Here is a 22,745-nt window from a genome sequence, read left to right on the forward strand (position 1 = left end):
TGATTATCTCCCTGAACTGGTCGCTCTGGTTCAGCGCCAGCACCCTGATACCGTGCAGTCTCCTCCTGGTGTCCTTTGCATATCGCGCCAGTTTTATCATCTCCTCTTCCGGGCACAGCTCGAACACGACCTTTTTTGCCTCCGAATCCATCTTCGAAGGCTCGTCGTAGCATATCCCCAACCCGTAGAGGAAACCGGTGTAAAATGGCCTGGACTCAGGTGATCGGGCCAGATAAGCTTCGAAGATCTTCCGGGCCTGTGCCACGTCCAGCTTCGCAATCCCCATGGCCGCCCTTTTTCTGACGAACCCGTCTTCATCGGAGAGCATGTTCAAAATGATGGGGAATGCAGATTTATCAGCGGTTCTGGATATGGCGTTTACCGCGGCGGCCCGGACACGCTCGTCAGGATCGGCGAGCATTCTCTCCATATACCGTATCAGCCTCCTCCGGTTGAATTTCGAAAGGGCCCCCACCGCTGCCGCGCGAACATCCCCATCGCCGTCACCGAGCATGTTGACCAGGTACCTCAGGCAGCCCCTCTTCCGGGTTTTCCCCATGAGCCATATCAGCCCGAGTTTCCTGGTCTTCGACTCCGGTATGATGCGTGTCAGCTCGGTTACCCTCTCCGGGTCCTTCTTCAGTATCTTTGAGAGAGACGAGGTGACCGCCTCCCGCAGCTCCCTGTCGTGGGTATCGATAGAGTGAAGGAGAGCCTCCCCGAGAATCTTTGCTCCATCGTAATCGCCGAAAAACTCGGCGGCTTTGATCTTCACATCCATTGCCGGGTCGGCGAGCATGGAGGAGAGCGCCGAGACCACCTCATCTTCCCTTCCCACATGCACAATCGCCTCCATTGCCTTGATCCTTACTTTTGGGGACGGGTCTGTCTTCATGAACCCAAGAAGCGTCGGAAAGCTCTCAGCGGAAGCGACGAGTTTCAACACGGTCATTGCCCTGACCCTGCTCTTCTCATCGGGGGATCCCTTCACGCGTCCGACAATCTTGGCTACGAAGCCACCGATATCCGGTGTGAGAACGAGCTCTACCTCCAGGTTCTCTGTTCCCCGTGCCTTTGCGCGAAGTCGCAACAGAAGCCGTTGAAAACGCGCGTCGTCGTTTATGCGGTCGATCTCTTCCCGTATCTGCGTTACGTTTTCTCTCTCGTAAATGACCGCAAGGGTCGAGGGGTCGTCAAAAGATGCAAGCCCCATCAGGGCAGCGGCAACCACCCGGGGGCTCGGGTCCCCACGGAGCAAAACGAGCACGGGGGCAAGCTCCGACGAGCCCGCCGCGCCCGCTGCCAGCGCAAAGGCCACCCGTACATCCAAAACGGGATCCTCAGACAGGGGCGTCGCTATTTTCATGGCCGCCGGGACAGAAGGAGCCTCTAACACACCAATGAGGGAAGCGATCCTCACCCCCTCGTGGGGATCGAAAAGGCCCCTTACGAAGATAGCGCTGTCACCTTTCTCCTGAAACGTTGAGAGCGCGAAAACCGCCTGCTCTCTCACGTCGGTGTCCCCGCTCTCGGTCTTCCCGAGTACATAGCGGTGCGCTTCTTCTCCGCCCATCCCGGAAGCTACCCGGATGAGGGTGGATACTTCCCCCCGGGAGAGGTGGGCAGGGTTCAGAAGAGAGATGATTTCGGGGAAGGGGACGGGCTTTACCGTGGTGAGATATTCGGCCACGGCATCCCTGACAGCGGGAGCGCCGCCGGAGATGAGCCTGACTGCATCCCTGAAGACATCCCTGTCATTTCGGAAGGAAAAATAGCGTACCGCCTCAATCCTTACCTCGTCAGAAGGATCCTTCATACACTGCGCGACCCTTCCGGTATCCACGGGTATGCCGAGGCAGCGAACCATGGAGATGGCTGCCGCCCTCACAGCCGGCGAGGGATCATCAAGGAGGGCCATTACCCGGCCTGCATAGCTGTCGACCCTCAACCGAATGAGGGCCCTCAAGGCAGATTCCCTCGCTACGGGGCTCTTATCAAAGAGTATTTCGGCTATCTCGGGGGCAAACTCGTGCGCCTCGAGTTTTCCGAGGGCTTCCACCGAGGCCGTTCTCACCCAGTAATCCCCGGCTTTCAGGTATTTGATGATCTCCGGTATCGCCTCGGTTGCCCCCATGTTGCCCAGGCTTTCTATGATCCGTGCTCTGAGCGTCCAGTCGGTCGAGGCGTTAAGCAACTCAAGGAGCGCGGCCGCCGACTTCCTGCTCCCAGCCTCCCCGAAGAGTCTCACCACCCTCTTCTGCAATGTGGGCCTGGCGTGAAACAGTTTTTCGCTCATTCCCTCCGTTATTCCCGCCGTAATAACGAGGAGAAGAATTTTTCTCAAGCCGGGTTTGAATTTTTCCTCACCGTACTCAGCAAGCACACGGGCAAGGTAACCCATGCGTTCAAGAGCCATACCCGCCATTCTCCGGACCTCCCCATCTTCTTCCTGGAGGGCAACGAGGAGACCCGGCACTGCGGGCTCGCCTATCTGCTCGAGTGCCTCCACGGCCCGCACCCTGACCCACCACTCGGGGTCCTTCAGGATATTGATCAGATAGTCTGTGACCGACGGGTGGGCAATCGCCCCGAGGCCCTGCGCGACCCGTGCCCTGACAAACGGCACGGGATCGGATATCAACATCTCGAGGAGCTTGGGCACAGCCCTGCTCTCCCGGATCTTCCCCAGGGCCCCCACTGCCTTCGCCCTCATCTCAGCACTTACGTCTGAAAGCGCATCTATGAGGAAGACCGCGGCGTTTTCAGCCCTCAACCATCCCAGTATCTCCGCGGACCAGGCCCTTCTATTTTCGTTTTCAAAATTCTCGAGCTCCTTGATAAGGGGCTCTATCGCGTCCTCCCCGATGCTATAAATGGTTTCTCCTATGCGGGGGGGAAGCCACTTCTCCGGGTAGCCGAGGGCATTTATCAAAAATGGCAACGCCCTTTTGTCCTTTATCCTTCCCAGGGCCCGCAGAGACGCCCCCCGTACGTCCTCATCCTCGTCCTTCACGTTCCTGATAACATCGATAAGGTGTGGCACGGCCTCTGCAGACCCAATGAGTCCCAACTTTTCCGCAGCAAGAGCCCTCTTTTTCCAAGATTCTGAGCTTTTAAGTGTTTTTATATTATTTTCTGTAATTCCGGTAGCGTCATAATAGACCTTGAAATAGCTTACCGGGACATTTTTTTCCAGGGCGCTCCTGTCCAGGATTGCCTCGATAAGACCCATGTCGCCCAGCGATTTAAGCCTGTCAGAGACGCCATCACCAGATGCGCGGTCTCCTTCGACGAGCTGCCGCACGATATCACCATGCTTCGCCCTCTCCCTTTTCACTTTCCCCGCCATATATTCTATGAACTTCCTGTAGTAGATCAGAGCGAGAAAGAGGACAAGGATAGCAAGAAGGAGCAGGAATGAAAGGAAAATGAGAGGCTTACTGTTCATGGCAACTCATGCTACCTACCGCTACTCGGGTCACCTATATAGATATCGGATTTTTGCCTGGATGTAAAAAGAAAAAGCCGGGCGATACCCGGCTCATAATTGGGGGGGAACGTCTTTTCTCGGTTTAAAACTATCGTTACAGGGTGCTGGCGGCCTTTTTGTCCTGATTGCTTTTTTCATCCCGGTTTTTGATCACCACATCGTCCAGTACTTCCCCGCAGATTACACATCTCCATGCGTAAAAAACTTCGAGCATGTCCTGATACCGCTCATATATCATGAGGCCGTTGCACCTTGGGCACTTCATTTACATCCCCCTTTTATTCCTCATTTTTTTCTATGATGATCTTCACCTTGTTCGGTTTCAATATCAGGCGTTTTTTTCCTGCCAGCGTGGCCGGAGGGAAACCCGATTATTTGCACTATTTACTGTTTCCACCGCCAAAAATCTGGTAGTATGGTTTTTTATTACCCTGAAGGTATCGATGGCGTGGGAAGCAAAATAAAAATAAAGAAAAAACTCGGGGAACTCCTCATTGAAAGCGGCATGATCTCTGAAAATGATCTCACAGAGGTTCTCGCCGAGCAGAAGACGAAGAGGAAAAAGGTAGGCGAAATTCTGGTTGAGTCCGGTTTTTGCACGGAAATTGAGATTGCCACGGCCCTGTCATCCCAGCTCGGGATGCAATTCATCGACCTGAAAAACACCGCCGTCGAACCGGTGGCGATAGACATCATACCGGAGAAAGTTGCGAGGAAACATCTCATCATTCCCACCAACATAGACGGCAAGGACCTGCACGTAGCCATGGCCGACCCCTTGAGCTTCGAGGCCTTCGAGGACGTGCGTTTCGCGTCGGGTTTTACCATTCAACCTTTCGTTGCCACCAAGAGCGACATCATCTGGGCAATCGACCACCACTACAACCTGGGAGCTTCCCTGGACACGCTGGTGAAAGACATATCCGCCGACAAGGTGGTTGAGGTCCTTCACGAATCGAAGGAAGAGAAGCGTGACACGGAAGACCTGAGAAAAAAAAGCGAGGCGGCACCGGTAATAAGGATGGTCAACCTCATCATCTCCGAAGCAGTCGAAATCGGCGCATCGGACATCCACATCGAGCCCGACCGGGGAAACCTCGTTATCAGGAACAGGGTCGACGGCTTGCTGAGGCAAAGCATCGAGCTCCCCAAGTGGGTCCAGGGCGCCGTCATTTCACGAATAAAAATCATGGCGAACATGGATATTGCCGAAAAGAGGCTCCCCCAGGACGGCAGGATCGGCGTTCGCGTGGGGGGGAGCATGCTCGATCTCCGCATATCGAGCCTCCCGACGCATTATGGCGAAAAGGTGGTGGTAAGGATTCTTGACCCCGCAAATGCCATCATCTCCGTCGATGCCCTGGGAATGGAGGGGAAAAACCTCGACAAGTTCATCTCCCTGATCTCCAAACCGCAGGGCATAATTCTCGTTACGGGCCCGACGGGGAGCGGTAAAACCACCACCCTCTACTCGGCTCTCACGAATATAAAGAGCATCGAGAAGAACATCACGACCATAGAAGATCCCGTCGAGTACGAGCTCGAAGGGATAAGCCAGGTGGCGGTAAACGAAAAAGTGGGGCTTTCCTTCGCCAATGCCCTGCGCTCGATACTCCGGCAGGACCCGGACGTGATCATGATAGGTGAAATGCGGGATTACGAGGCGGCGACGATCGCCATGCAGGCCTCATTGACCGGCCACCTCGTGCTGAGCACGGTGCACACGAACAGCTCCGTTGCCACGGTAACGAGAATGCGGAACCTGGGCATCCCCTCCTACCTCATCGCTTCGTCGATAATCGGCATCATCGCCCAGAGGCTCGTCAGAGTCATCTGCCCCGACTGTAAAACGAGGGACGATCCGGACAGGGAAAAGCTCAACAAACTCAAAATAAGCGACAAAGAGAAAAAAGATGTCAAGTTCTACCGGGGCAAAGGATGCTCCTCGTGCGGCCTCACAGGATTCAGGGGAAGAAAAGGGATCTACGAGATTCTCCCCTTTACCCAGAAGGTAAGGGAGCTGACGGCGAACGACGCAAGTGAGGCAAACATAATGCAGGTGGCCGTGGCGGAGGGGATGCAGACCCTCACCCAGACATCTATCGACAAGGCCCTGAAAGGAATCACTTCGGTCGACGAGGTGGTGAAAGCAATCCAGATGGAGGACGAGTCAGGCTCCATCTGTGCTGAATGCAGCGCCTTCCTGGGTCCCGAGTTCGTCGCCTGCCCCCAGTGTGGAAAAAAGGTCATAGACACCTGCCCGAGCTGCAAGAAGACCGTCGACGCCGTCTGGCGGTTCTGCCCGTACTGCAAGCACGACTTCCTCGAATCGATCCCGATCCGCCAGACATCACCCTGAGCCCATACTCCCTTTTAAAATTCATCGTTTGGAAACCGTGCGCTGTGTGGCATTGCCGTGTTCGGCGTGCGAAACCAAAAAACAGGGCCGTTATCAACCCGGAACAGGGGAACCTGGACCCGGGGCCGTTACTTTGCGAAGTGGCAGGAGACGAGGCGCCCCCCCACTTCCCTGAGCAGGGGCTCCTCCTTTTCGCATATAGCACCGGCTATCGGGCACCGCGTGTGGAAGGAACACCCGGGCGGGGGGAATATGGGCGAAGGAATATCACCGGACAGCACTATCTTCCTCCCCTTTTTCCCGGGAACGGGCCGGGGTATGGCTCCGATGAGCGCTTTCGTGTAGGGATGGCGGGGGTCATGGAAGATCAGGTCGCAATCTCCCGTTTCCACGATCTCACCGAGATACATGACCGCCACCTTGTTGCACAATAAGTTGACCACTCTCAGGTCGTGGGAAATGAAGAGGTAGGCAACTCCCATCGCCTCCCTTATTTCCACGAGGAGATTGAGGATCTGAGCCTGAATTGACACATCCAGGGCCGAGAGGGGCTCATCGGCCACGATCAAATCAGGCTTGAGCGCTATCGCGCGCCCGATGCAGACCCGCTGCCTCTGTCCGCCGCTGAACTCGTGGGGGTAGCGGGACATGGCATCGGGGGACAATCCCACCCTCCCGAGAACCTCGGCAACGGCATCTTTCAGCTCCCCGCGGTCAACGAGATTGTGGATGAGCATGCCCTCCCCTATGATGGATTCCACCCGCATCCGGGGGTTCAGGGAGGAGTAGGGATCCTGAAAAATAATCTGCATCCTCCGCCGCAGAGGTCTGAGCTTTCGCTCGGGGATCTCGGTTATATCGAGCCCGTCGAAATGCACCCTCCCCTCATCGGCGCGAAGGAGGCGTATCGCCACCCTCCCGAGGGTGGTCTTGCCGCACCCCGACTCACCCACGAGGCCAAACGAATCTCCCCGGGAAAGGGACATGGTCACACCTGATACGGCTTTGACGACGCCCCCCCGGCTGGAGAAGGTAGACTTGAGGTGGAACCGCTTGTGGATATTTCGCAGCTCCAATATGCCTTCTTTCACGGACTGGCCCATGCCCTTTACCTGCCCCCCCCTCTCTCCACCCAGTAACATGCGCAGAGGTGGCCATTCCCGTAGTCGCGCGTCTCGGGAAAGGCAACATCGCACAGTTCCGGTATTCTCTCCTGGCACCTTTCGAAGAACGGGCACCCCGGGGGGAGGGAGGTCAAATCGGGCACGATCCCGGGGATAGGCTCCAACCTCCTTTTCTTTCTTTCGAGGGAAGGGATAGACAAAAGAAGCCCCCTCGTGTACGGGTGCAGTGGATCCTCGAAAATGTCTGCCACGGTGCCCATCTCGACCACTTTTCCAAGGTACATAATGGCCAGCCTGTGCGCCACCTCGGCGACGATGCCCATGTCGTGGGTGATGAGCAGAACGGTCATCCCGAAGGCCTCCTTTATCTCCTCGATCAGCTCGAGGATCTGGGCCTGGACGGTAACATCGAGGGCCGTCGTCGGCTCGTCGGCTATGAGGAGAGAGGGGTTGAGGGCCAGCGCCATTGCAATCATCACCCGCTGGCGCATCCCCCCGCTCAGCTGATGGGGGTAATCTCGAATCCGCCTGCCGGAATCGGGAATTTTAACGCGGGCAAGCATATCCTCGGCCCTCTCCATTCCCTCCCGCCAGCCACAAACGCCGTGTGCCGTGTAGACCTCCGCTATCTGGTAACCGATGGTAAAGACGGGGTTCAGCGAAGTCATGGGCTCCTGAAATATCATGCTGATCTCCTTTCCCCGAACCTCACGCATCTGCTTCTCATCGATGGAGATGAGGTCCCTTTCCCCAAACATGATCCGTCCCGACTCGATGAAACCACCGGGCTGGGGGAGAAGACGCATTATGGAGAGCGCCGTGAGCGTCTTTCCGCACCCAGATTCCCCGACAAGGGCGAAGGTCTCCCTCTCGCGAATGGAAAAAGTCACGTCCCTGACGGCATACAACTTCCGGCCCTCCACATCGAAACCGCAGGTGATATTTTCAACAGATATGGTGTCGGTCACCAGATCCTCCCTGTCCTTACGGCAGCTCACTTGAGCCGGGGATCGATAGAATCCCGGATGCCCTCGCCAAGGAGATTATACCCCAGAACGGTCACGAGAATGGCCAGCCCCGGGAAGAGGGAAAGCCACCAGGCAAACTCTATGTTATCCTTTCCCGCCGTCAGGATGTTTCCCCACGAGGGCGTTGGCGGTTGCACCCCGATGCCGAGAAATGAAAGCGCCGACTCCGTGAGTATGGCGCCGGCAACTCCCAGCGTCGCCGCTACCAGGATGGGCGCCAGCGTATTCGGCAGGATGTGCCTGAACATTATCTTGAGGTCTGATTCCCCGAGAGCCTTCGCTGCCTGCACGAAATCCCTGCTCTTGAGCGACAGGGTTTCCGCCCGGACGAGCCTGGCCACTCCCATCCAGCCCGTGAGACCGATGACGATCATGATGTTCCATATCGACGGCTCGAGGAAGGCGATGACGGCGAGAATCAGGAAAAAGGCCGGGAAACAGAGCATGATATCCACGAAGCGCATCAGCAGGGTATCGATGATCCCCCCGAAATAGCCTGCAGACAGCCCTATACAGGTGCCGATGAGTACCGCTATCCCCACGGCAACGAAGCCGACCTTCAGGGATATCCGTGCCCCGTATATCATCCTGGACAGGACATCCCTGCCCAGCTCGTCCGTTCCCATCAGGTGTGCCCGTGAGGGCGGGGAAAAGATCGATTGGACGTCGAACTCGTTGGGTTCATGGGGCGATATGTACCCGGCGAAGAGGGAGAGGAAGAAGAAAAAGAGAATGATCACGAGTCCCGAGAGGGCGAGCCGGTTCCTGGTGAACCTCCGGTAGAAATCGTACAAAAGCAGCGACCGCCTCATCCCTCCCCCTCCCTGATTCTGGGATCGGCCAGAGCGTAGCCAACATCGGCGAGAAGGTTGCCAATGAGCGTGAGAACGGCCCCGATAAAAAGGATCCCCAGCACGACGGGATAATCTCTCGACATGACTCCCTGGTAGAACAGCCTCCCCATCCCCGGGATAGCGAATATGGTCTCGAATATGACCGACCCCCCGATGAGGGTCGGGACAGACAGGCCGAGAATGGTTATCACCGGGAGAAGGGCATTTCTCATCGCATGCTTGAATATGACCCTGTTTTCCGAAATGCCCTTCGCCCGCGCCGTTTGGATGTACTCCTGCCTGACCACCTCGAGCATGTTCGACCGCATGTACCGGGAGAGCCCGGCCAGGCCGCCGAACGCTCCGAGAACGACGGGCATGATAAGATGTCTTCCCCGGTCGGCGATCTTTCCGAAGAGAGAGAGCCTGTCGTAATCAAGCGAATTGATTCCCGATATGGGAAGCCAGCCGAGCTTGACCCCGAACAGGATCATGCACAGGAGGGCGAGCCAGAAAGTAGGCGTGGCAAAACCGACGAAAACGAAGACAGTCGTGCCCTTGTCGAAAAATGAGTCTTTCTTCACTGCGGAGATCACCCCCAGGGGGATCGCNNGGGATCGCGATCGATATGATCACGATCATGGAAAGCACATTGATCTCTATGGTGATGGGGAGCCTCTCCTTTATCTTCTCGATCACGGGCTTTCCGTCGGGCTGGAAACTCTGCCCGAAGTCGAGGGTAGCGAGCCTCTTCAGCCAGTTCGTGTACTGCACGTGAAGGGGCTTGTCGAGACCGTAGTACGCGATGAGCCTCTCCCTCGCCTCAGCACCCGCCTGCGGGTTGAGGTCCGTGACAAGGTCGGTGGGCGAGCCGGGAGCAAGATGGATGACGGCAAAGGTGATAATCGTTATCCCCAGGAGGAGGGGGATCATGAGGAGCAATCTCTTTGCAAGGTACTTTCCCAAAAGGATCTCTCCCGTCAGAATTTTGTGTGGCGGATTTCACTTTCCGGGACGTACCATTCGATGAAGTTGTACGTGATACCCGCAGGCGCGGGCTCGATGTTTCTGAACCTTTTGTGGACGGCGGGGAGAGACTCGCCCACATAGAGGAAATTGTAGGGCTGCTCTTCAGCCAGGATCTCCTGGAGCCGCCAGTAGTACTCCCTCCTCTTTTCCTTGTCGAAGGTCCTTCTTCCCTTCTCGAGAAGTTCATCCACCTCGGGGTTGGCGTAACTTATGAAATTCAATTCTTTCTCACCCGTCTTGCTCGAATGCCATATGTTGTACTGGTCGGGCTCGGGACCGGTACCCCAGCCGAGAATGACCGCCTCGAAGTTCTTTTTGTCTATGAACTCGTTTATGAAGGCCGCCCACTCCACAATCCGGATCTTCACCGAAACGCCTATCTTTTCAAAATAGGACTTGATGAGGGTGGCGGTTTTGGAACGGGCCTCGTTCCCGTGGTTCGTCATGATCGTGAAGTTGAACTCCCTTCCATCCTTGTCGAGAATCCCGTCTCCGTCCGAATCCTCCCACCCCACTTCCGCGAGCAGTTCCTTCGCCTTCTCCGGGTCATACTCGAACTTCCTCACGCCCGGGTTATGGACCCATGTGTCGGGTTTATAGGGAGTCGTGGCCTCAACGCCCAGCCCGAGCAAAACGCCCTTGAGTATGTCCATCCTGTTTATGGCGTGAGACAGGGCCTGCCTGACCCTCTTGTCCTTGAAGAGGGGGTTTTTCAGGTTGTATCCCAAATAGGTGTAGGAGAAGGAGATGTACCTGAACTTATTGTATCTCTTCTTGAACTCCGCAGCCTCGGTCTGCCTTCGGTACTGGGGAGGCGTAAGGCCCATGAAATCAACCCCGCCTGCCTTGAGTTCGAGAAACATGGTTGCCTGGTCGGGGATGATCCGGTAAATAATCCTGTTTATGTAGGGCCTGCCAAGAAAGTAATCGTGATTCGACTCGAGCACCACTCTCTCCGCGGGTTTCCACTCCACGAACTTATACGCTCCCGTACCCACCGGGTTCCTGTTCTGCTCGCTCTTTATGGGGTCCTCCGTGTCCCGCAGCCGATGTTCGGGAAGGATGTACAACCCCCACGACCCGAGGGCGGGCGCATAGGGCTTTTCATACTCGACGACAAATGTGTGGGGATCGGGAGCGTAGGCATTCTTGACCTGCAGGAATGACTCCGCATATGCCGTCGGCGTCCGCGGATCGATCATGAACTTGTAGGTAAAGAGCACATCTTTCGAGGTAAAGGGCTCCCCGTCGTGCCACTTCACGTCTTTCCTCAGGTGAAAGACGATCTTCAACCCCCCCTCCTCGATCTCCCACGATTCGGCGAGAACTCCCTCTAACTCGAGGTTCTTGTCGTACCGTACGAGGCCGTCATATATGAAATCGCCTATGTCGCGGGAAGCCGAATCGGAGGTGATGTTCGGGATGAGCCCCGATATGTCCCCGATCGAGCCGATGATGATCGCGTCTCCGTAGGAGGGAGCCTTGCCTCCGTTCCCAACGGCAATATCGACGACATCCTTCGGCGGCACAGCGCTCTTTTTTTCGCTTCGATCACCACAGCCCGTCGCAAGGACCAAAGCGAGAAATACGATGAAAAGAGATAGCCTCCTGCCCCTGTCAGCCTTCATGGAGTTCCTCCTCGTACAGACGTTCCACGTCGATGGTGAGCGTACACCCGCGCAGTTTCATTTCCACCGATGACGGCACATGATAATTACCGTCCCCGTAAAAGTATTTCAGCCGCACCGTGAAATCTTTGAGGCGGTATTTCGCTTTCTTCAGTCTCATGTCCCCGTCGCTGGCCACGGAAAACCCCTCTCCCTTGTATCGATAGCCACTCCCGGCGACGAAGAGGTTTCCCTCCCGGCCCGCGAAGGGGAGTTTCCCCGTCAGGAGCCCCCTGATCGAAAGGTTCCTGCCCAGACCTTCCATAACAAAACGAACCCTTTCGCTGAACCGTTGATCCACCGCGGCCGATTCATCGTACCGGAAGAGATACGGCACCGTGTCGCCTTCCACCTGGTGGGCCCTGAACAGCAGATCTCCCGCTATGCCGTAGAGATAAATGATCGAGGAGTCCCGGCTGAAGGTCGCGCCCATGATGAAGGGAAAACTCGAGCCACCGCACACCATATCGCCGTTGTAGACTGCCCTCCCGGCAAAGCCGCTGCTGTGAGAGGTTTTCACAAAAAAAAGGCGTGCAATTTCGCTCTCGGGCCTCTTCGCGGGGAAGCCTGCGCAACCGGCGAGAAAAAGAACTGCAACCCACAGCGCCGTGCTTCCCCGATAAGGAATAGTTATTTCCCAATCTCCTTCATCTTGTTTTGAACAACCTCGGGGTTCTCGTGGTTGTTCTTGAGCGCTCTTTCATAAAACTGGATCGCCTCTTCATCTCTTGACAGAGCCCTCAGCACGTCTCCCATGTGCTCGAGGACAACGGGATCGTCGGGAACGAATTTTATGGCCCTCTCCAGCTCCAAGAGGGCCGCCTTCATCTTGCCCTGCCTGTAATAGACCCATGCCAGACTGTCTATGAAGTAACCATCATCGGGTTTTATGTCCAGGGCCTTCTTTATCATCGTCTCCGCCTCGTCGAGCTTGACGTTCCTGTCTGCATAGGTGTAGCCGAGATAGTTCAGTGCCGTGGCGTCATCGGGATTCAGCTCGATTGCCCGCTTCATCTGCTTTTCCAGGAGCTCGAATTCTCCGAGCTTGTCATAGACGACACCGAGGAGGAAATGGGCTCTATCGTTGTCGGGAACCCTCGAGATTGCTTCTTTCAGCACTTCCTCGGCCTCTCTGTGCATCTTGTTGTCGTAGTAGACTTCGCCGAGAAAGAGCATGACCTCAACATCCTCCGGGTACTTCTCCCTTAATTTCGTAAGCGATTGAATCGCCTTGTCGGCCTCGTCCCTTTTCGAGAAGAGGAAGGCAAGGTGAAATATGGCGTCACGGTAGTATTCGCTGTCCTCCGGCACTTTTGAAAATTCCGCCTCAGCCTGCTGGATCATGCCCTTCTCCTGGTATGCCCCGCCGAGAAACATTCTCGCCCGGAAATCGTCGGGTTTCAGCGTCAAGACAAAGTTGAATTCGTCGATTGCCTTGTCGATCTCCCCGCTCTCGAAATAGAGGAGCCCGAGTTTCGTCCGGAGGGTGACGTTGTTCATGTCGAAGGACTTCAGCGTCTCGTACTGATCCACCGCCTTTTCGTATTCTTTCTTCAGAATGTAGATCTGGCCGAGCCTCTCCCGCACCAAACGGTTCGATGGGTTCAGCTTGATGGCCTTCATGTACATCTGTGCCGCCTCGTCGCTTTTCCCCTGGAGGTCGAGAATCCAGGCAGAGTCGATGATGGCACTATCAAAGGATGGGTGTATCTCCATTGCTTTCCTGTAATTTTCGAGGGCCTCGTCATATTTTTTCTGCGCCGCCAGGGTCCTGCCGAGGTAAAAGTAGCCGAGGAAGTAACCCGGATTTTTTTCAACCAGCTCCCCGAGAGTTCGCTCCGCTTCCTCGAAGTTCTTATCCTCTGCAAACAGCGTCGACAGCTGCAGGAAAGCCTCCTCCTCATCGGGATAGTTGTTTATGAGCTCTTTGTAGAGAGCCACCGCCTCATCCCTTTTTCCCGTCGCCGAATAGATGCCGGCAAGGAGCTCAGTGGCCCTCTTGTTGCCGGGGTCGAGCTCCAGGGCTGTCTCGAGATACCCTTCCGCCTTTTCGAACTCCCCCTTTTTGAGGTACACGCTGGCAAGCTCGGTATAGATGGTGGGCTCACGGTCTTCGAACTTGAGAGCTTTCAGATAATACTCAGCCGCGGTATCGAGCAGGCCGTTACGGTAGTTCATGTGACCCAGCATGAAGTAATAGTAACCTTTTCCCCGAATCTTCGACCGCGCAGCACCGAAGCCGTGAAATGCAAATGACCAGGAGACCGTGACGGCAATCATCAGGATAATCGCGCATGTTATAAGCCGTTTCTTTCTCATTTTCTCTCCAATTTTATCTGCAGACAATTTATATATTATACAATGTATTTACATTCAATATCACGGGGGCATCATGCTGGAAAGGATTAATGTCGACAGGGTCATGAACAGGCTCATGAAAAACGGAGGCGAGTACGGGGACCTCTTTTTCGAAAAGAGCCTCGTCACCAGAATATCACACGAGGACAACAGGCTGGAGAAAATCATCACCGGAACCGACACCGGCGTGGGAGTCCGCCTCGTGCGGGATTTACGGACACTGTACGCCTGGACCAACAGCGCAGACGAGAAAACCCTCCTCGAGCTTGCCTCACGCCTGTCCGATATTTCGAAATCGGGCAAGATGGAAGGGCTGACCATCGCACCTTTGAAAAAAATACCCGCAGTGAGCGAGGTAAGGATGCCGCCCGGGTCATGTGAATTCAAGGGAAAGGTAGAGAAAGTCCTCAGCGCGCGGGAGGGTGCGCAGGTTGCAGACAACGTGAGCCAGATACGGATACACTACAGCGAGGCGTCGCGAACGATCCAGGTGGCAAACAGTTTCGGCGAGTTTCTTGAAAATCCCCAGACCTATGTCCTTTTCACCGCACAGGTCGTGCTGTCGCGCGACGGAAGGCTTCAGATGGGATACGAGTCAGAGGGCGGGACAACGGGGGTGGAGATTTTTGGCGGCGACATACCCTTCAAAATCGGTGAAAAAGCCTCGAGGAGGGCGCTTATGATGCTCGACGCCAAGAAATCGCCGGGAGGCAGGATGCCCGTGGTGCTCTCGAGCGAAGCCGGCGGTACGATGATCCACGAAGCGGTCGGGCACGGCCTCGAGGCAGACCTCGCCATGGGAGGGCTCTCCGTGTACAGCCGCAAAGTCGGCCAGCAGATCGCTTCGCCGCTCGTCACGGTCGTCGACGACCCCACCGTCCCGGGCAAGAGAGGCTCCTACGCAATTGACGACGAAGGGACGATGAGCGGGAAAACGGTCCTGGTCGAAAAAGGTATCCTGAAAAACTACATGTACGACAGGCTTCAGGCCATCAAGGGCGGCGGGAGCTCAACGGGAAACGGAAGACGGGAATCATACCGGCAGAGGCCGATACCGAGAATGAGCAACACGATCATAGAGCCGGGGGAATCTCTGCCCGAGGACATAATCGGTTCCGCCGGAGAGGGGCTGTTCGTCAGGAAAATGGGCGGCGGGCAGGTCAACACGGTAACGGGAGATTTCGTCTTTGAAGTGTCAGAAGGGTACCTGATCAAAAACGGGCGAATCGACGAACCGGTGCGGGGGGCAACGTTAACCGGAAACGGTCCGGAAGTCCTGAAGATGATAGACATGGTGGGCAGCGACCTTGGCTACGGTATCGGGACCTGCGGGAAAGACGGTCAGGGCGTCCCCGTAGCAGACGCCCAGCCCACGCTCCGTATCGGGAAACCCTTCATAACGGTCGGGGGGACACCCGACTGACCGGCGCCATTCGCCGGGGGGAAACGCAACCGGACAGTCCCGGCTTTTGCGGCACAAAAAGACCCCGTGAAAGGGCGAAGCGAAAAAACACCCAACAACCGCTGAGCCGGAAAGAGACGGTGCTGTGCGTCCGGGAGCGCTGCATATATGGGGCCTCGCTCTCTTATAAGGTACTATTTCTCGCCGATAGTGAATTTAACGCTTGACAGTTATTTGTAATTGTTGGTATGTATGAATCAATAACTGTATACCGTATACACTTTACAGGTCCCTTACATAGCAGGAACATTGCATTTGTTTTTCTCGGGGATGCGTTGGAAGGTATTTCCTAATTTTCTAATCTTTGACCGACCAAAACGAAAGGGAGGGAGACTATGGCTACACTGAAAGAGAAACTGGCCCAGAAGATCGACGAGCATCGACCAAGGACGACAAAACTTCTGAAAGAGTTCGGGAAAACGAAGATCGACGAGGTGACAATTGCCCAGGTCATCGGCGGGATGAGGGGGATAAAATCCCTCGTAACCGACATATCCTACCTGGACCCCTTCGAGGGAATCAGATTCCGGGGCTATACGATCCCCGAGACGATGGAGATGCTTCCGAAACCTGCAGGGTGCGAGATGCCTTTCGTGGAAGGCCACTTTTACCTCCTCCTCACGGGAGAAGTCCCCACGGAAGCAGAGATCAAAGTGGTGGTGGACGAGTTCCAGCAGAGGAAAAAGGTGCCCCAGTATGTATTCGACACCCTCAAGGCGATGGGGAAGGACAGCCACCCCATGACGATGTTCTCCGCCGCAATCCTTGCGATGCAGAAGGAATCGCTTTTCGTCAAAGCTTACAACGACGGCTCGGCAAACCGGATGAACTACTGGGAATTCTTCTACGAAGACGCCATGAACCTGCTGTCCAAGCTCCCCGAGATCGGTGCCTTCATCTACCGGTACAAGTACAAGGACAACATCATCCCCTCAGATCCGAAACTGGACTTCGGCGGCGACTTTGCCCACATGATGGGCGTGGCGAAACCCTATGACGATGTCATGCGGATGTACTTCACCCTCCACTCCGATCACGAGAGCGGCAACGTATCAGCCCACACCACCCATCTCGTCGCATCTGCCCTCTCCGACCCGTACTACTCGCTCTCGGCGGGAATCAACGGCCTCGCCGGTCCCCTCCACGGTCTCGCCAATCAGGAGGTGCTGGCGTGGATTCAGGATGTCCTCGAGAAAATGGGCGGGGAGGTACCGAGCAAAGAGGAGCTGGAAAAGTTCTGCTGGGATACGCTGAACAGCGGCCAGGTCATTCCCGGTTACGGCCACGCCGTCCTGAGAAAGACCGACCCCAGGTATATGTCCCAGAGGGAGTTCGCCCTCAAGCACCTGCCCGATGACCCGACCTTCAAGATGGTCAGCGCCCTCTTCGAGGTCGTTCCCGACGTCCTGCAGAAGCACGGAAAGGCGAAGAACCCCTGGCCGAACGTTGACGCTCACTCAGGTGTCATCCAGTGGCATTACGGCGTCACCGAGTACGACTTCTACACGGTCCTCTTCGGGATCGGCAGATCCCTCGGCGTTCTGGCCAACATCGTGTGGGACAGGGCCCTCGGTTATCCCATCGAAAGGCCGAAATCCGTCACGACTTCCATGCTCGAAGAGGCAGCGGGAATCGAGAAGTAAGAAAGATACGGCGAAAAAAAAGGAGGGCTTCGTGCCCTCCTTTTTCTCTTTTACGTCCCCATTTCCAGCCCGGACATAACCGGCGGCGGGCAATCCGGAAGCGGCCCTTCATCCAGACAGAGGTCATCGTTCTGTCTCTTCCGTTCGCCGCCCGGCACGAAGGGGCTCTTCGTGCGCTAAAGTTCTAAAAAACATGACCGATTTCAATTTACATGGAGGAAGAGTCGGGTACAATAAGGTGGTAAGGAAGGGGTAAACGTGAAACCGTAAAGACACGGTATGGAAAAAAAGCTGAAGTCTTTCATATCCCGTTTTCAGTTTCCACGAAAAATTGAAAGATTCCTCTTCGCAATCGTAGACATATTCCTCAAAGAGCTCAACCTGCGGGCCACGGGAAAGGTCCTGACACTCGGTGTGATCGTGGGCCTCATCTCCGGTGTCACGGCTATCATCTTCAACTTCGCCCTCAACTTCCTCATCGAAAACATCGACGCCATATGGGGTTACGTTCAGCCCGTGGCAGGAGGTGAAGGGGCGGGNNGGGGCGGGGACGGCCGTCGTCTTTCCGGTGCGGTCCTACCTGATACCCATCATCACCACCCTAGGGGGACTGATCTCGGGGTTCATCGTCTACAAGTACGCACCGGAAGCTGAGGGGCATGGAACCGACGCCGTCATCGAAGCCTACCACTTCAAAGACACCTACATCAGAAAGATCGTGCCCCTCATCAAGGGGGTATCCTCGGTGATAACGATCGGTTCAGGGGGATCGGCAGGAAAGGAAGGGCCCATCGCCCAGGTCGCCGCCGGCATATCCAACATATTTTCACGATGGATAGACGTGTCGCCGCGTTTTCGCAGAATCGTCTACCTCTCCGCCGTCGGTTCAGCCATCGGCGCCATATTCAAAACACCACTGGGGGGAGCAGTCTTCGCAGCCGAGGTGCTCTACCGGGGCATCGACATGGAGCTGGAGGTCCTGCTCATGTGCATCACCAGCTCGGTCGTCGCCTACTCTCTCTTCGGAACCATTTACGGCTGGGTTTCCCTCTTCGCCATCCCCGACCTGTTTTTCAGCAGGCCCATCGAGCTTCCCGTGTGCGCCGTCTTTTCCGTCTTTATCGCCCTGGTCGGCATCGGGTACATCAAGATATTCATATTCATCCGCGACTTCTTCAAGAACCTGAAGGTCCCCAACACCTACAAGCCAGCCATCGGCGGGTTTCTCGTCGGCATCATGGCGCTTTTCTTTCCCCACATCCTGGGACCCGGTTACGGGTGGATTCAGGAAGCGATAAACACCAACCTCACCATTTCCGTAATGATCGGCTTCGTTGCCCTGAAAATCGTGGCAACGTCATTTACCATCGGGTCTGGGGGAAGCGGGGGAGTCTTCGCCCCCTCTGTCGTCACGGGCGCAATCCTCGGGGGTGTATTCGGACGAATCGTCTCCCAGTACTTTCCCGGCCTCATCGCCAACGAATCGAGCTTCGTGATCCTCGGCATGGGGGGCATGCTCTCCTGCGTTGCGAACACGCCGCTTGCGGCCTTCCTCATGGTCACCGAGATGACGGGGAGCTACAAGCTCATCGTCCCCATGCTTCTCGTTGCGGTGGTCTCGTACCTCGCCTCGGGTGGGCTCTCCCTCTACGAATCACAGGTGAGCGGGCGGTTCAGGTCCCCCATTCACCGGAGAAGGTTCTTTTTCGACATCATGGAGGACCTGAAGGTGAAGGACGTGATCACCTATCACCACGAAGTGATCAGCATACCGGAAGACATGCACTACGGGCAGATCCTGAAGATAGTCAGTGACTCGACGAACCCCTACTTTCCCGTGGTCAACAAGAGGGGGGAAATGGTGGGGATCTTTTCCATGGAGGACATGAGAAAGTGCATGGGAGAGAGCGAATACCTGTGCGACCTTCTCATTGCGAGGGACCTGGGCACCACCCGCGACATAATAACCACGACCCTCGAGGAGAACCTCAACTCGATCATGCAGAAGTTTTTGATAAAGAACCTGGAAGAGATCCCTGTCGTTGACGCTGCCGACGGGAAGAAGGTTCTCGGGTTCCTTTCGAGGAGAGACATATTTATAACCTACCAGAACAAGCTCGAGGAAATGGGGTTCCACTTCGACGAGGAGGAAATTTAAGGGGTGGCAGCAGGAGGAAAGGATGAGACGAGGAAGAAGGATCCAGTGTTTTCTTGTGCTGGCCATCGCCTTTTTCACGGGCACGGTAGCGACCCTGAATGCCGAGGACAGCAGGGAAGGGAGGAAAATTATCGGCAAGGATTTCTCGGTAGTGATCGAGCGAAGCGAAAAGAGAAGCCACATGCTGAGGGCAGACGTGGCCTTCTGCTCCGAAATCGCAAACAAGGAGTGTGCTGAGGCAACGGACCGTTTCACCATCGACGCCGCCAAGATTTACTGCCACACCACCGTCCACGGGTCGCCCTCGTACATGGAAATCAGGCATCTGTGGTACCGGAACGGTAAAATCGACCAGATCGTGAGACTGCCGGTGAAATCCTCGCGGTGGAGGACCTGGTCGCTGAAAGCCCTTTCATCGGGAACGGGTGGGGACTGGAGAGTAGAGGTCTATACCGGCGACCAAAAGATAGGCGAGGGAGAATTCAGCGTGGCCGAAACGGAAGGTGTGGAAAGCGCAAAGGATTTAAAGATGGGTCCGCCGTGAGTTCATAGTTCCCTGTCTTTCGCGTCACCCAGGCTCTCCCTGCCCTTTATGTCCCCGTCGGCAAGGTCCGTTACGAACATATGCCCGGGGTGGTGCATGACGGCGAAGGGAACCCGGGAATTTTCCAGGACAACCCTCGGCGTGACCCCGCAGGCCCAGAAAACGGGTATCTCATCCCCCGCCACGTGAACGGGGTCCCCAAAATCCGGCTTCTCGAGATCAAGGACGCCGATCGCCTCCGGGTTTCCCAGGTGCACCGGAGCCCCGTGGGCGAGGGGAAACCTGGAGGTGATAAGGACAGCCTTCGACACGCTGCGGTTTCGAATTGGCCTCATGGAGACAACCATTTCCCCGGAAAAAGGCCCCGAGGGCGAAAGGGGAATAGCGGTCCTGAACATGGACACGTTTTTTCCCTCTCTCACGTGTTTCATCCCTATCCCCTCTCCCTCGAGGGCACGCTCGAAAGTGAAGCTGCAGCCGAGGAGAAAGAACACCATTTCATCCTGAATCCGCCCCTTCAGGTTCCGCACCGTCTCCGTATGCTTCCCGTCGACGAAGATGTCGTAGAGGGGGAGGTCCGTTAAAAGGTCGGCCCCCTTTGCAACCACCTCTGGCACGGAAACGCCGGGGGATGTAACCTCGAGGAGGGGGCAGGGGCCCCTGTTCTTCCCGCAGAAAGCCAGAAAATCACCTGCGTAATCACCCGGGAGCCCCACGAGGTTGGCCTGAACGTAACCCGGGCACTGGCCTGCCGTGGCCTCCGTAAACATCCCGTTGCGGATGTCCCTGCGCAGGAGACCGGGTTCGGTATACTTTTTCCCCTTGCTCACCCTCACATCCCGAGAAAGGATTTTTTAATGAGTTCCGAGCCTGCCAGCTCGTCGGAGGGGCCCTCCATCTCGATCTCACCGTTTTTCAAGACGTAGGTGTAGTCGGCGAGGGAAAGCGCCTCTTTCACGTTCTGCTCGACGATGAGGACCGTTACTCTTTCCTGCTCGTTCAGCTCCCCTATGACCTTGAATATCTGTTTCACCACAACCGGCGCAATGCCGAGTGACGGCTCGTCGAGCAGCAAAAGAGAGGGGTTCGACATGAGGGCCCTGCCGATGGAGAGCATCTGCATCTCCCCACCGGAGAGCGACCTGGCGAGCTGGTTTTTCCTCTCCTCGAGCCGGGGAAAGAGGCGGTAGGCAAAACCCAGGCTTTCCCGGAAAGACTTTTCTGACTGGACCGTATAGGCGCCCATCGCGAGGTTCTTCTCCACCGTGAGCCTTCCGAATATCTCCCGCCCCTCCGGCACGAGGGAGATGCCGAGCTTCACCCTGTCATAGGCCGGGATGGAGGAGATATCGTCTCCCCTGAAGATGATCTTTCCCCCCCTGTTCGGGACGATCCCCGTTATGGTCTTCATGATGGTTGACTTGCCCGCCCCGTTTGAGCCGATGATCGCCGCAATACGCCCCTCTTTCACATGAAGATCGATGCCCTTGATGATGGTTATTTCACCGTAACCCGCTATGACTCCCGACAGCTTCAGCATCACTCCTCTCCAAGGTATGCCTTGATGACGAGGGGGTCCTTCGAGACCTCTTCGGGGGTTCCCTCGGCAATTTTCCTGCCGTTGTCGAGGACTACCACCCTGTCCGACAAGGGCATGATAACATCCATGACGTGCTCTACGATCAAGATGGTAATTTCCTTTTCATCCCGTATTTTCCTTATGAGTTCCACCGCGCTCTTGGTCTCACTGGCCGTCAACCCTGCAAGGACCTCGTCCATCAGCAGCATCTCCGGGTCGATCGCGAGCGTCCGTGCGAGCTGCAGCCACTTCTGCTCCGCGAGGGTGAGTTCCGATGCCAGGCTCTCAATTTTGCCGGAGAGGCCCACGTACTCGATCCATTCCCCGGCCCTCTTTGATGCCCCGGCGACACTGGCGGTCCGAATGAAGGCACCCACCATGACATTTTCCAGGACCGTCATCCTCGGGAAGATCTTGACGATCTGAAAGGTTCTGCCGAGCTCCTTCTTCGCAATCTTCTCCGGGAAAAGACCCGTTATCTCTTCACCGCGGAAAAAGATCCTCCCGCCATCGGGTTTGAAATACCCGGCAATGCAGTTGAAGAGGGTCGACTTCCCCGCGCCGTTTGGCCCTATCAGGCCGACGATTTCGCCCCTCCCCACATCGAAGCTCACCCGGTCGTTCGCCACCAGGCCCCCGAATCGCTTGGTCACCTCTTCAATGCGGAGAAGGCTCATCTCCTCTTCCTCCCAAACATTCCCACCAGCCCGAGAGGCTGGTAGACGGCAAAAACGATTATGAGGAGGCCGTACAGGATGAGATCGAACCCCTTCCCCGTGCCACCCAGGTAGATCCTCGTAAACTCCGAGAGGGGGATGAGGACCAGTGCCCCGGCGAGAGGCCCAACGATGCTCCCGATCCCGCCCAGGATGACGATGAGGACGATCTGGATGGAGAACATGAGGTGGAACACGCTCGGCGGGTCGATGAAGGTAACGTACTGGGCGTAAAAAGAGCCCCCCACGGCGGTAAAGGAGGCCGAGAAAAACATGGCTATCGATTTATAGAGCGGCGAGCTGACGCCGAGGCTCCGCGCGGCGTCCTCCTCTGCATTGATGCTCCTCAGGTAGAAGCCTATCTTGGAACGGTCCAGGAGGTAGATGGTTGCCGTCGAGAGGATGTAGAAGGAAAACACGATGTAGAGGTAGGGGGCCTTGTGTATGCCGAAATAAAAAGCCGAAAAGCTGTTGTCCGTGATGGGCAGGAAGAGACCGGAAGCGCCCCCGAAAGCATCGATGTTCCGGAAGAGGATGTGAAATACCTCACCGAAGGCGATCGTTATCATCGCAAAGTAGTGCCCCTTGAGCTTGAAGGAGGGGTACCCGAGGACGAGGGAAATGCCCCCCGCGAGCATGGCTCCCGTGAGCAGCCCGAACCAGGGCGACACGCCGAACTTGAGAAAGAGCAGGGTCGAGGTATAGGCGCCCGTGCCGAAAAACATGGCGTGGCCGAGCGATACCTGTCCGGTGAG

Annotated in this window: 17 protein-coding genes and 1 pseudogene; 5 read left to right on the top strand and 13 right to left on the bottom strand. The window is 56.1% G+C overall.

Annotated features, from left to right (window positions below; translation table 11 throughout):
- On the bottom strand, nt 1-3,448 hold a 3,448-nt coding region (locus GTN70_12590; protein ID NIO17793.1), incomplete at its 3' end, for a hypothetical protein.
- 490 nt (nt 3,449-3,938) lie between these two features.
- Here GTN70_12590 and GTN70_12595 point away from each other — a divergent pair.
- On the top strand, nt 3,939-5,849 hold the full coding sequence (locus GTN70_12595; protein ID NIO17794.1) for a type II secretion system protein GspE: 1,911 nt from the start codon (nt 3,939-3,941) through the stop codon (nt 5,847-5,849).
- Nucleotides 5,850-5,977: 128 nt separating this feature from the next.
- On the opposite strand, the gene GTN70_12600 is transcribed toward GTN70_12595, so the two are convergent.
- The 7 genes and pseudogenes from GTN70_12600 to GTN70_12630 form a co-directional block, all read right to left on the bottom strand.
- Nucleotides 5,978-6,952 carry an ATP-binding cassette domain-containing protein gene (locus GTN70_12600; GenBank protein ID NIO17795.1) on the bottom strand — a complete coding sequence of 325 codons (975 nt, stop codon included), beginning with the start codon at nt 6,950-6,952 and terminating at the stop codon, nt 5,978-5,980.
- A gap of 5 nt (nt 6,953-6,957) precedes the next feature.
- Nucleotides 6,958-7,941: an ATP-binding cassette domain-containing protein gene (locus GTN70_12605; GenBank protein NIO17796.1), complete on the bottom strand. Its 984-nt coding sequence runs from the start codon at nt 7,939-7,941 to the stop codon at nt 6,958-6,960.
- A 26-nt stretch (nt 7,942-7,967) separates the two neighbouring features.
- On the bottom strand, nt 7,968-8,813 hold the full coding sequence (locus tag GTN70_12610) for an ABC transporter permease subunit (GenBank protein ID NIO17797.1): 846 nt from the start codon (nt 8,811-8,813) through the stop codon (nt 7,968-7,970).
- Nucleotides 8,810-9,800: pseudogene (locus GTN70_12615) on the bottom strand (ABC transporter permease subunit). Before GTN70_12615 ends, GTN70_12610 begins: the two are co-directional and overlap by 4 nt.
- Nucleotides 9,801-9,814: 14 nt before the next feature.
- Complete coding sequence (locus tag GTN70_12620; GenBank protein ID NIO17798.1) at nt 9,815-11,491, bottom strand: peptide-binding protein; 1,677 nt, start codon at nt 11,489-11,491, stop codon at nt 9,815-9,817.
- Nucleotides 11,481-12,050, bottom strand: coding sequence for a hypothetical protein (locus tag GTN70_12625; protein ID NIO17799.1), 570 nt, complete (start codon nt 12,048-12,050; stop codon nt 11,481-11,483). Before GTN70_12625 ends, GTN70_12620 begins: the two co-directional genes overlap by 11 nt.
- 110 nt (nt 12,051-12,160) lie before the next feature.
- A complete protein-coding gene (locus GTN70_12630; protein NIO17800.1) occupies nt 12,161-13,849 on the bottom strand; it encodes a tetratricopeptide repeat protein in 1,689 nt (562 codons plus the stop codon).
- A 73-nt stretch (nt 13,850-13,922) separates the two neighbouring features.
- Here GTN70_12630 and GTN70_12635 point away from each other — a divergent pair, with 73 nt between their 5' ends.
- Together GTN70_12635 and GTN70_12640 are read left to right on the top strand one after the other, a co-directional pair.
- On the top strand, nt 13,923-15,311 hold the full coding sequence (locus GTN70_12635; GenBank protein ID NIO17801.1) for a TldD/PmbA family protein: 1,389 nt from the start codon (nt 13,923-13,925) through the stop codon (nt 15,309-15,311).
- A gap of 374 nt (nt 15,312-15,685) precedes the next feature.
- Nucleotides 15,686-16,993, top strand: a complete 1,308-nt coding sequence (locus tag GTN70_12640; GenBank protein NIO17802.1) for a citrate (Si)-synthase — start codon at nt 15,686-15,688, stop codon at nt 16,991-16,993.
- A 314-nt stretch (nt 16,994-17,307) separates the two neighbouring features.
- On the opposite strand, the gene GTN70_12645 is transcribed toward GTN70_12640, so the two are convergent.
- Nucleotides 17,308-17,472 (bottom strand): hypothetical protein, encoded by a 165-nt coding sequence (locus GTN70_12645; GenBank protein ID NIO17803.1) that lies wholly within the window; start codon nt 17,470-17,472, stop codon nt 17,308-17,310.
- Between the two features lie 47 nt (nt 17,473-17,519).
- Between GTN70_12645 and GTN70_12650 the strand changes: the two genes are divergently transcribed.
- A complete protein-coding gene (locus GTN70_12650; GenBank protein ID NIO17804.1) occupies nt 17,520-19,151 on the top strand; it encodes a CBS domain-containing protein in 1,632 nt (543 codons plus the stop codon).
- Between the two features lie 22 nt (nt 19,152-19,173).
- A complete protein-coding gene (locus GTN70_12655; protein NIO17805.1) occupies nt 19,174-19,695 on the top strand; it encodes a DUF2914 domain-containing protein in 522 nt (173 codons plus the stop codon).
- 2 nt (nt 19,696-19,697) lie between these two features.
- On the opposite strand, the gene GTN70_12660 is transcribed toward GTN70_12655, so the two are convergent.
- From GTN70_12660 to GTN70_12675, 4 genes are all read right to left on the bottom strand, one after another.
- Nucleotides 19,698-20,465 (bottom strand): putative hydro-lyase, encoded by a 768-nt coding sequence (locus GTN70_12660; protein NIO17806.1) that lies wholly within the window; start codon nt 20,463-20,465, stop codon nt 19,698-19,700.
- A 62-nt stretch (nt 20,466-20,527) separates the two neighbouring features.
- On the bottom strand, nt 20,528-21,235 hold the full coding sequence (locus tag GTN70_12665; GenBank protein NIO17807.1) for an ATP-binding cassette domain-containing protein: 708 nt from the start codon (nt 21,233-21,235) through the stop codon (nt 20,528-20,530).
- Entirely contained in the window at nt 21,235-21,951 is a 717-nt protein-coding gene (locus GTN70_12670) for an ATP-binding cassette domain-containing protein (protein NIO17808.1), read from the bottom strand. The genes GTN70_12665 and GTN70_12670 overlap by 1 nt, the downstream gene beginning before the upstream one ends.
- On the bottom strand, nt 21,948-22,745 hold a 798-nt coding region (locus GTN70_12675), incomplete at its 5' end, for a branched-chain amino acid ABC transporter permease (protein NIO17809.1). The genes GTN70_12675 and GTN70_12670, both read right to left, overlap by 4 nt.

It is taken from the genome of Deltaproteobacteria bacterium (assembly GCA_011773515.1).
GTDB lineage: Bacteria > Desulfobacterota > Deferrimicrobia > J040 > J040 > WVXK01.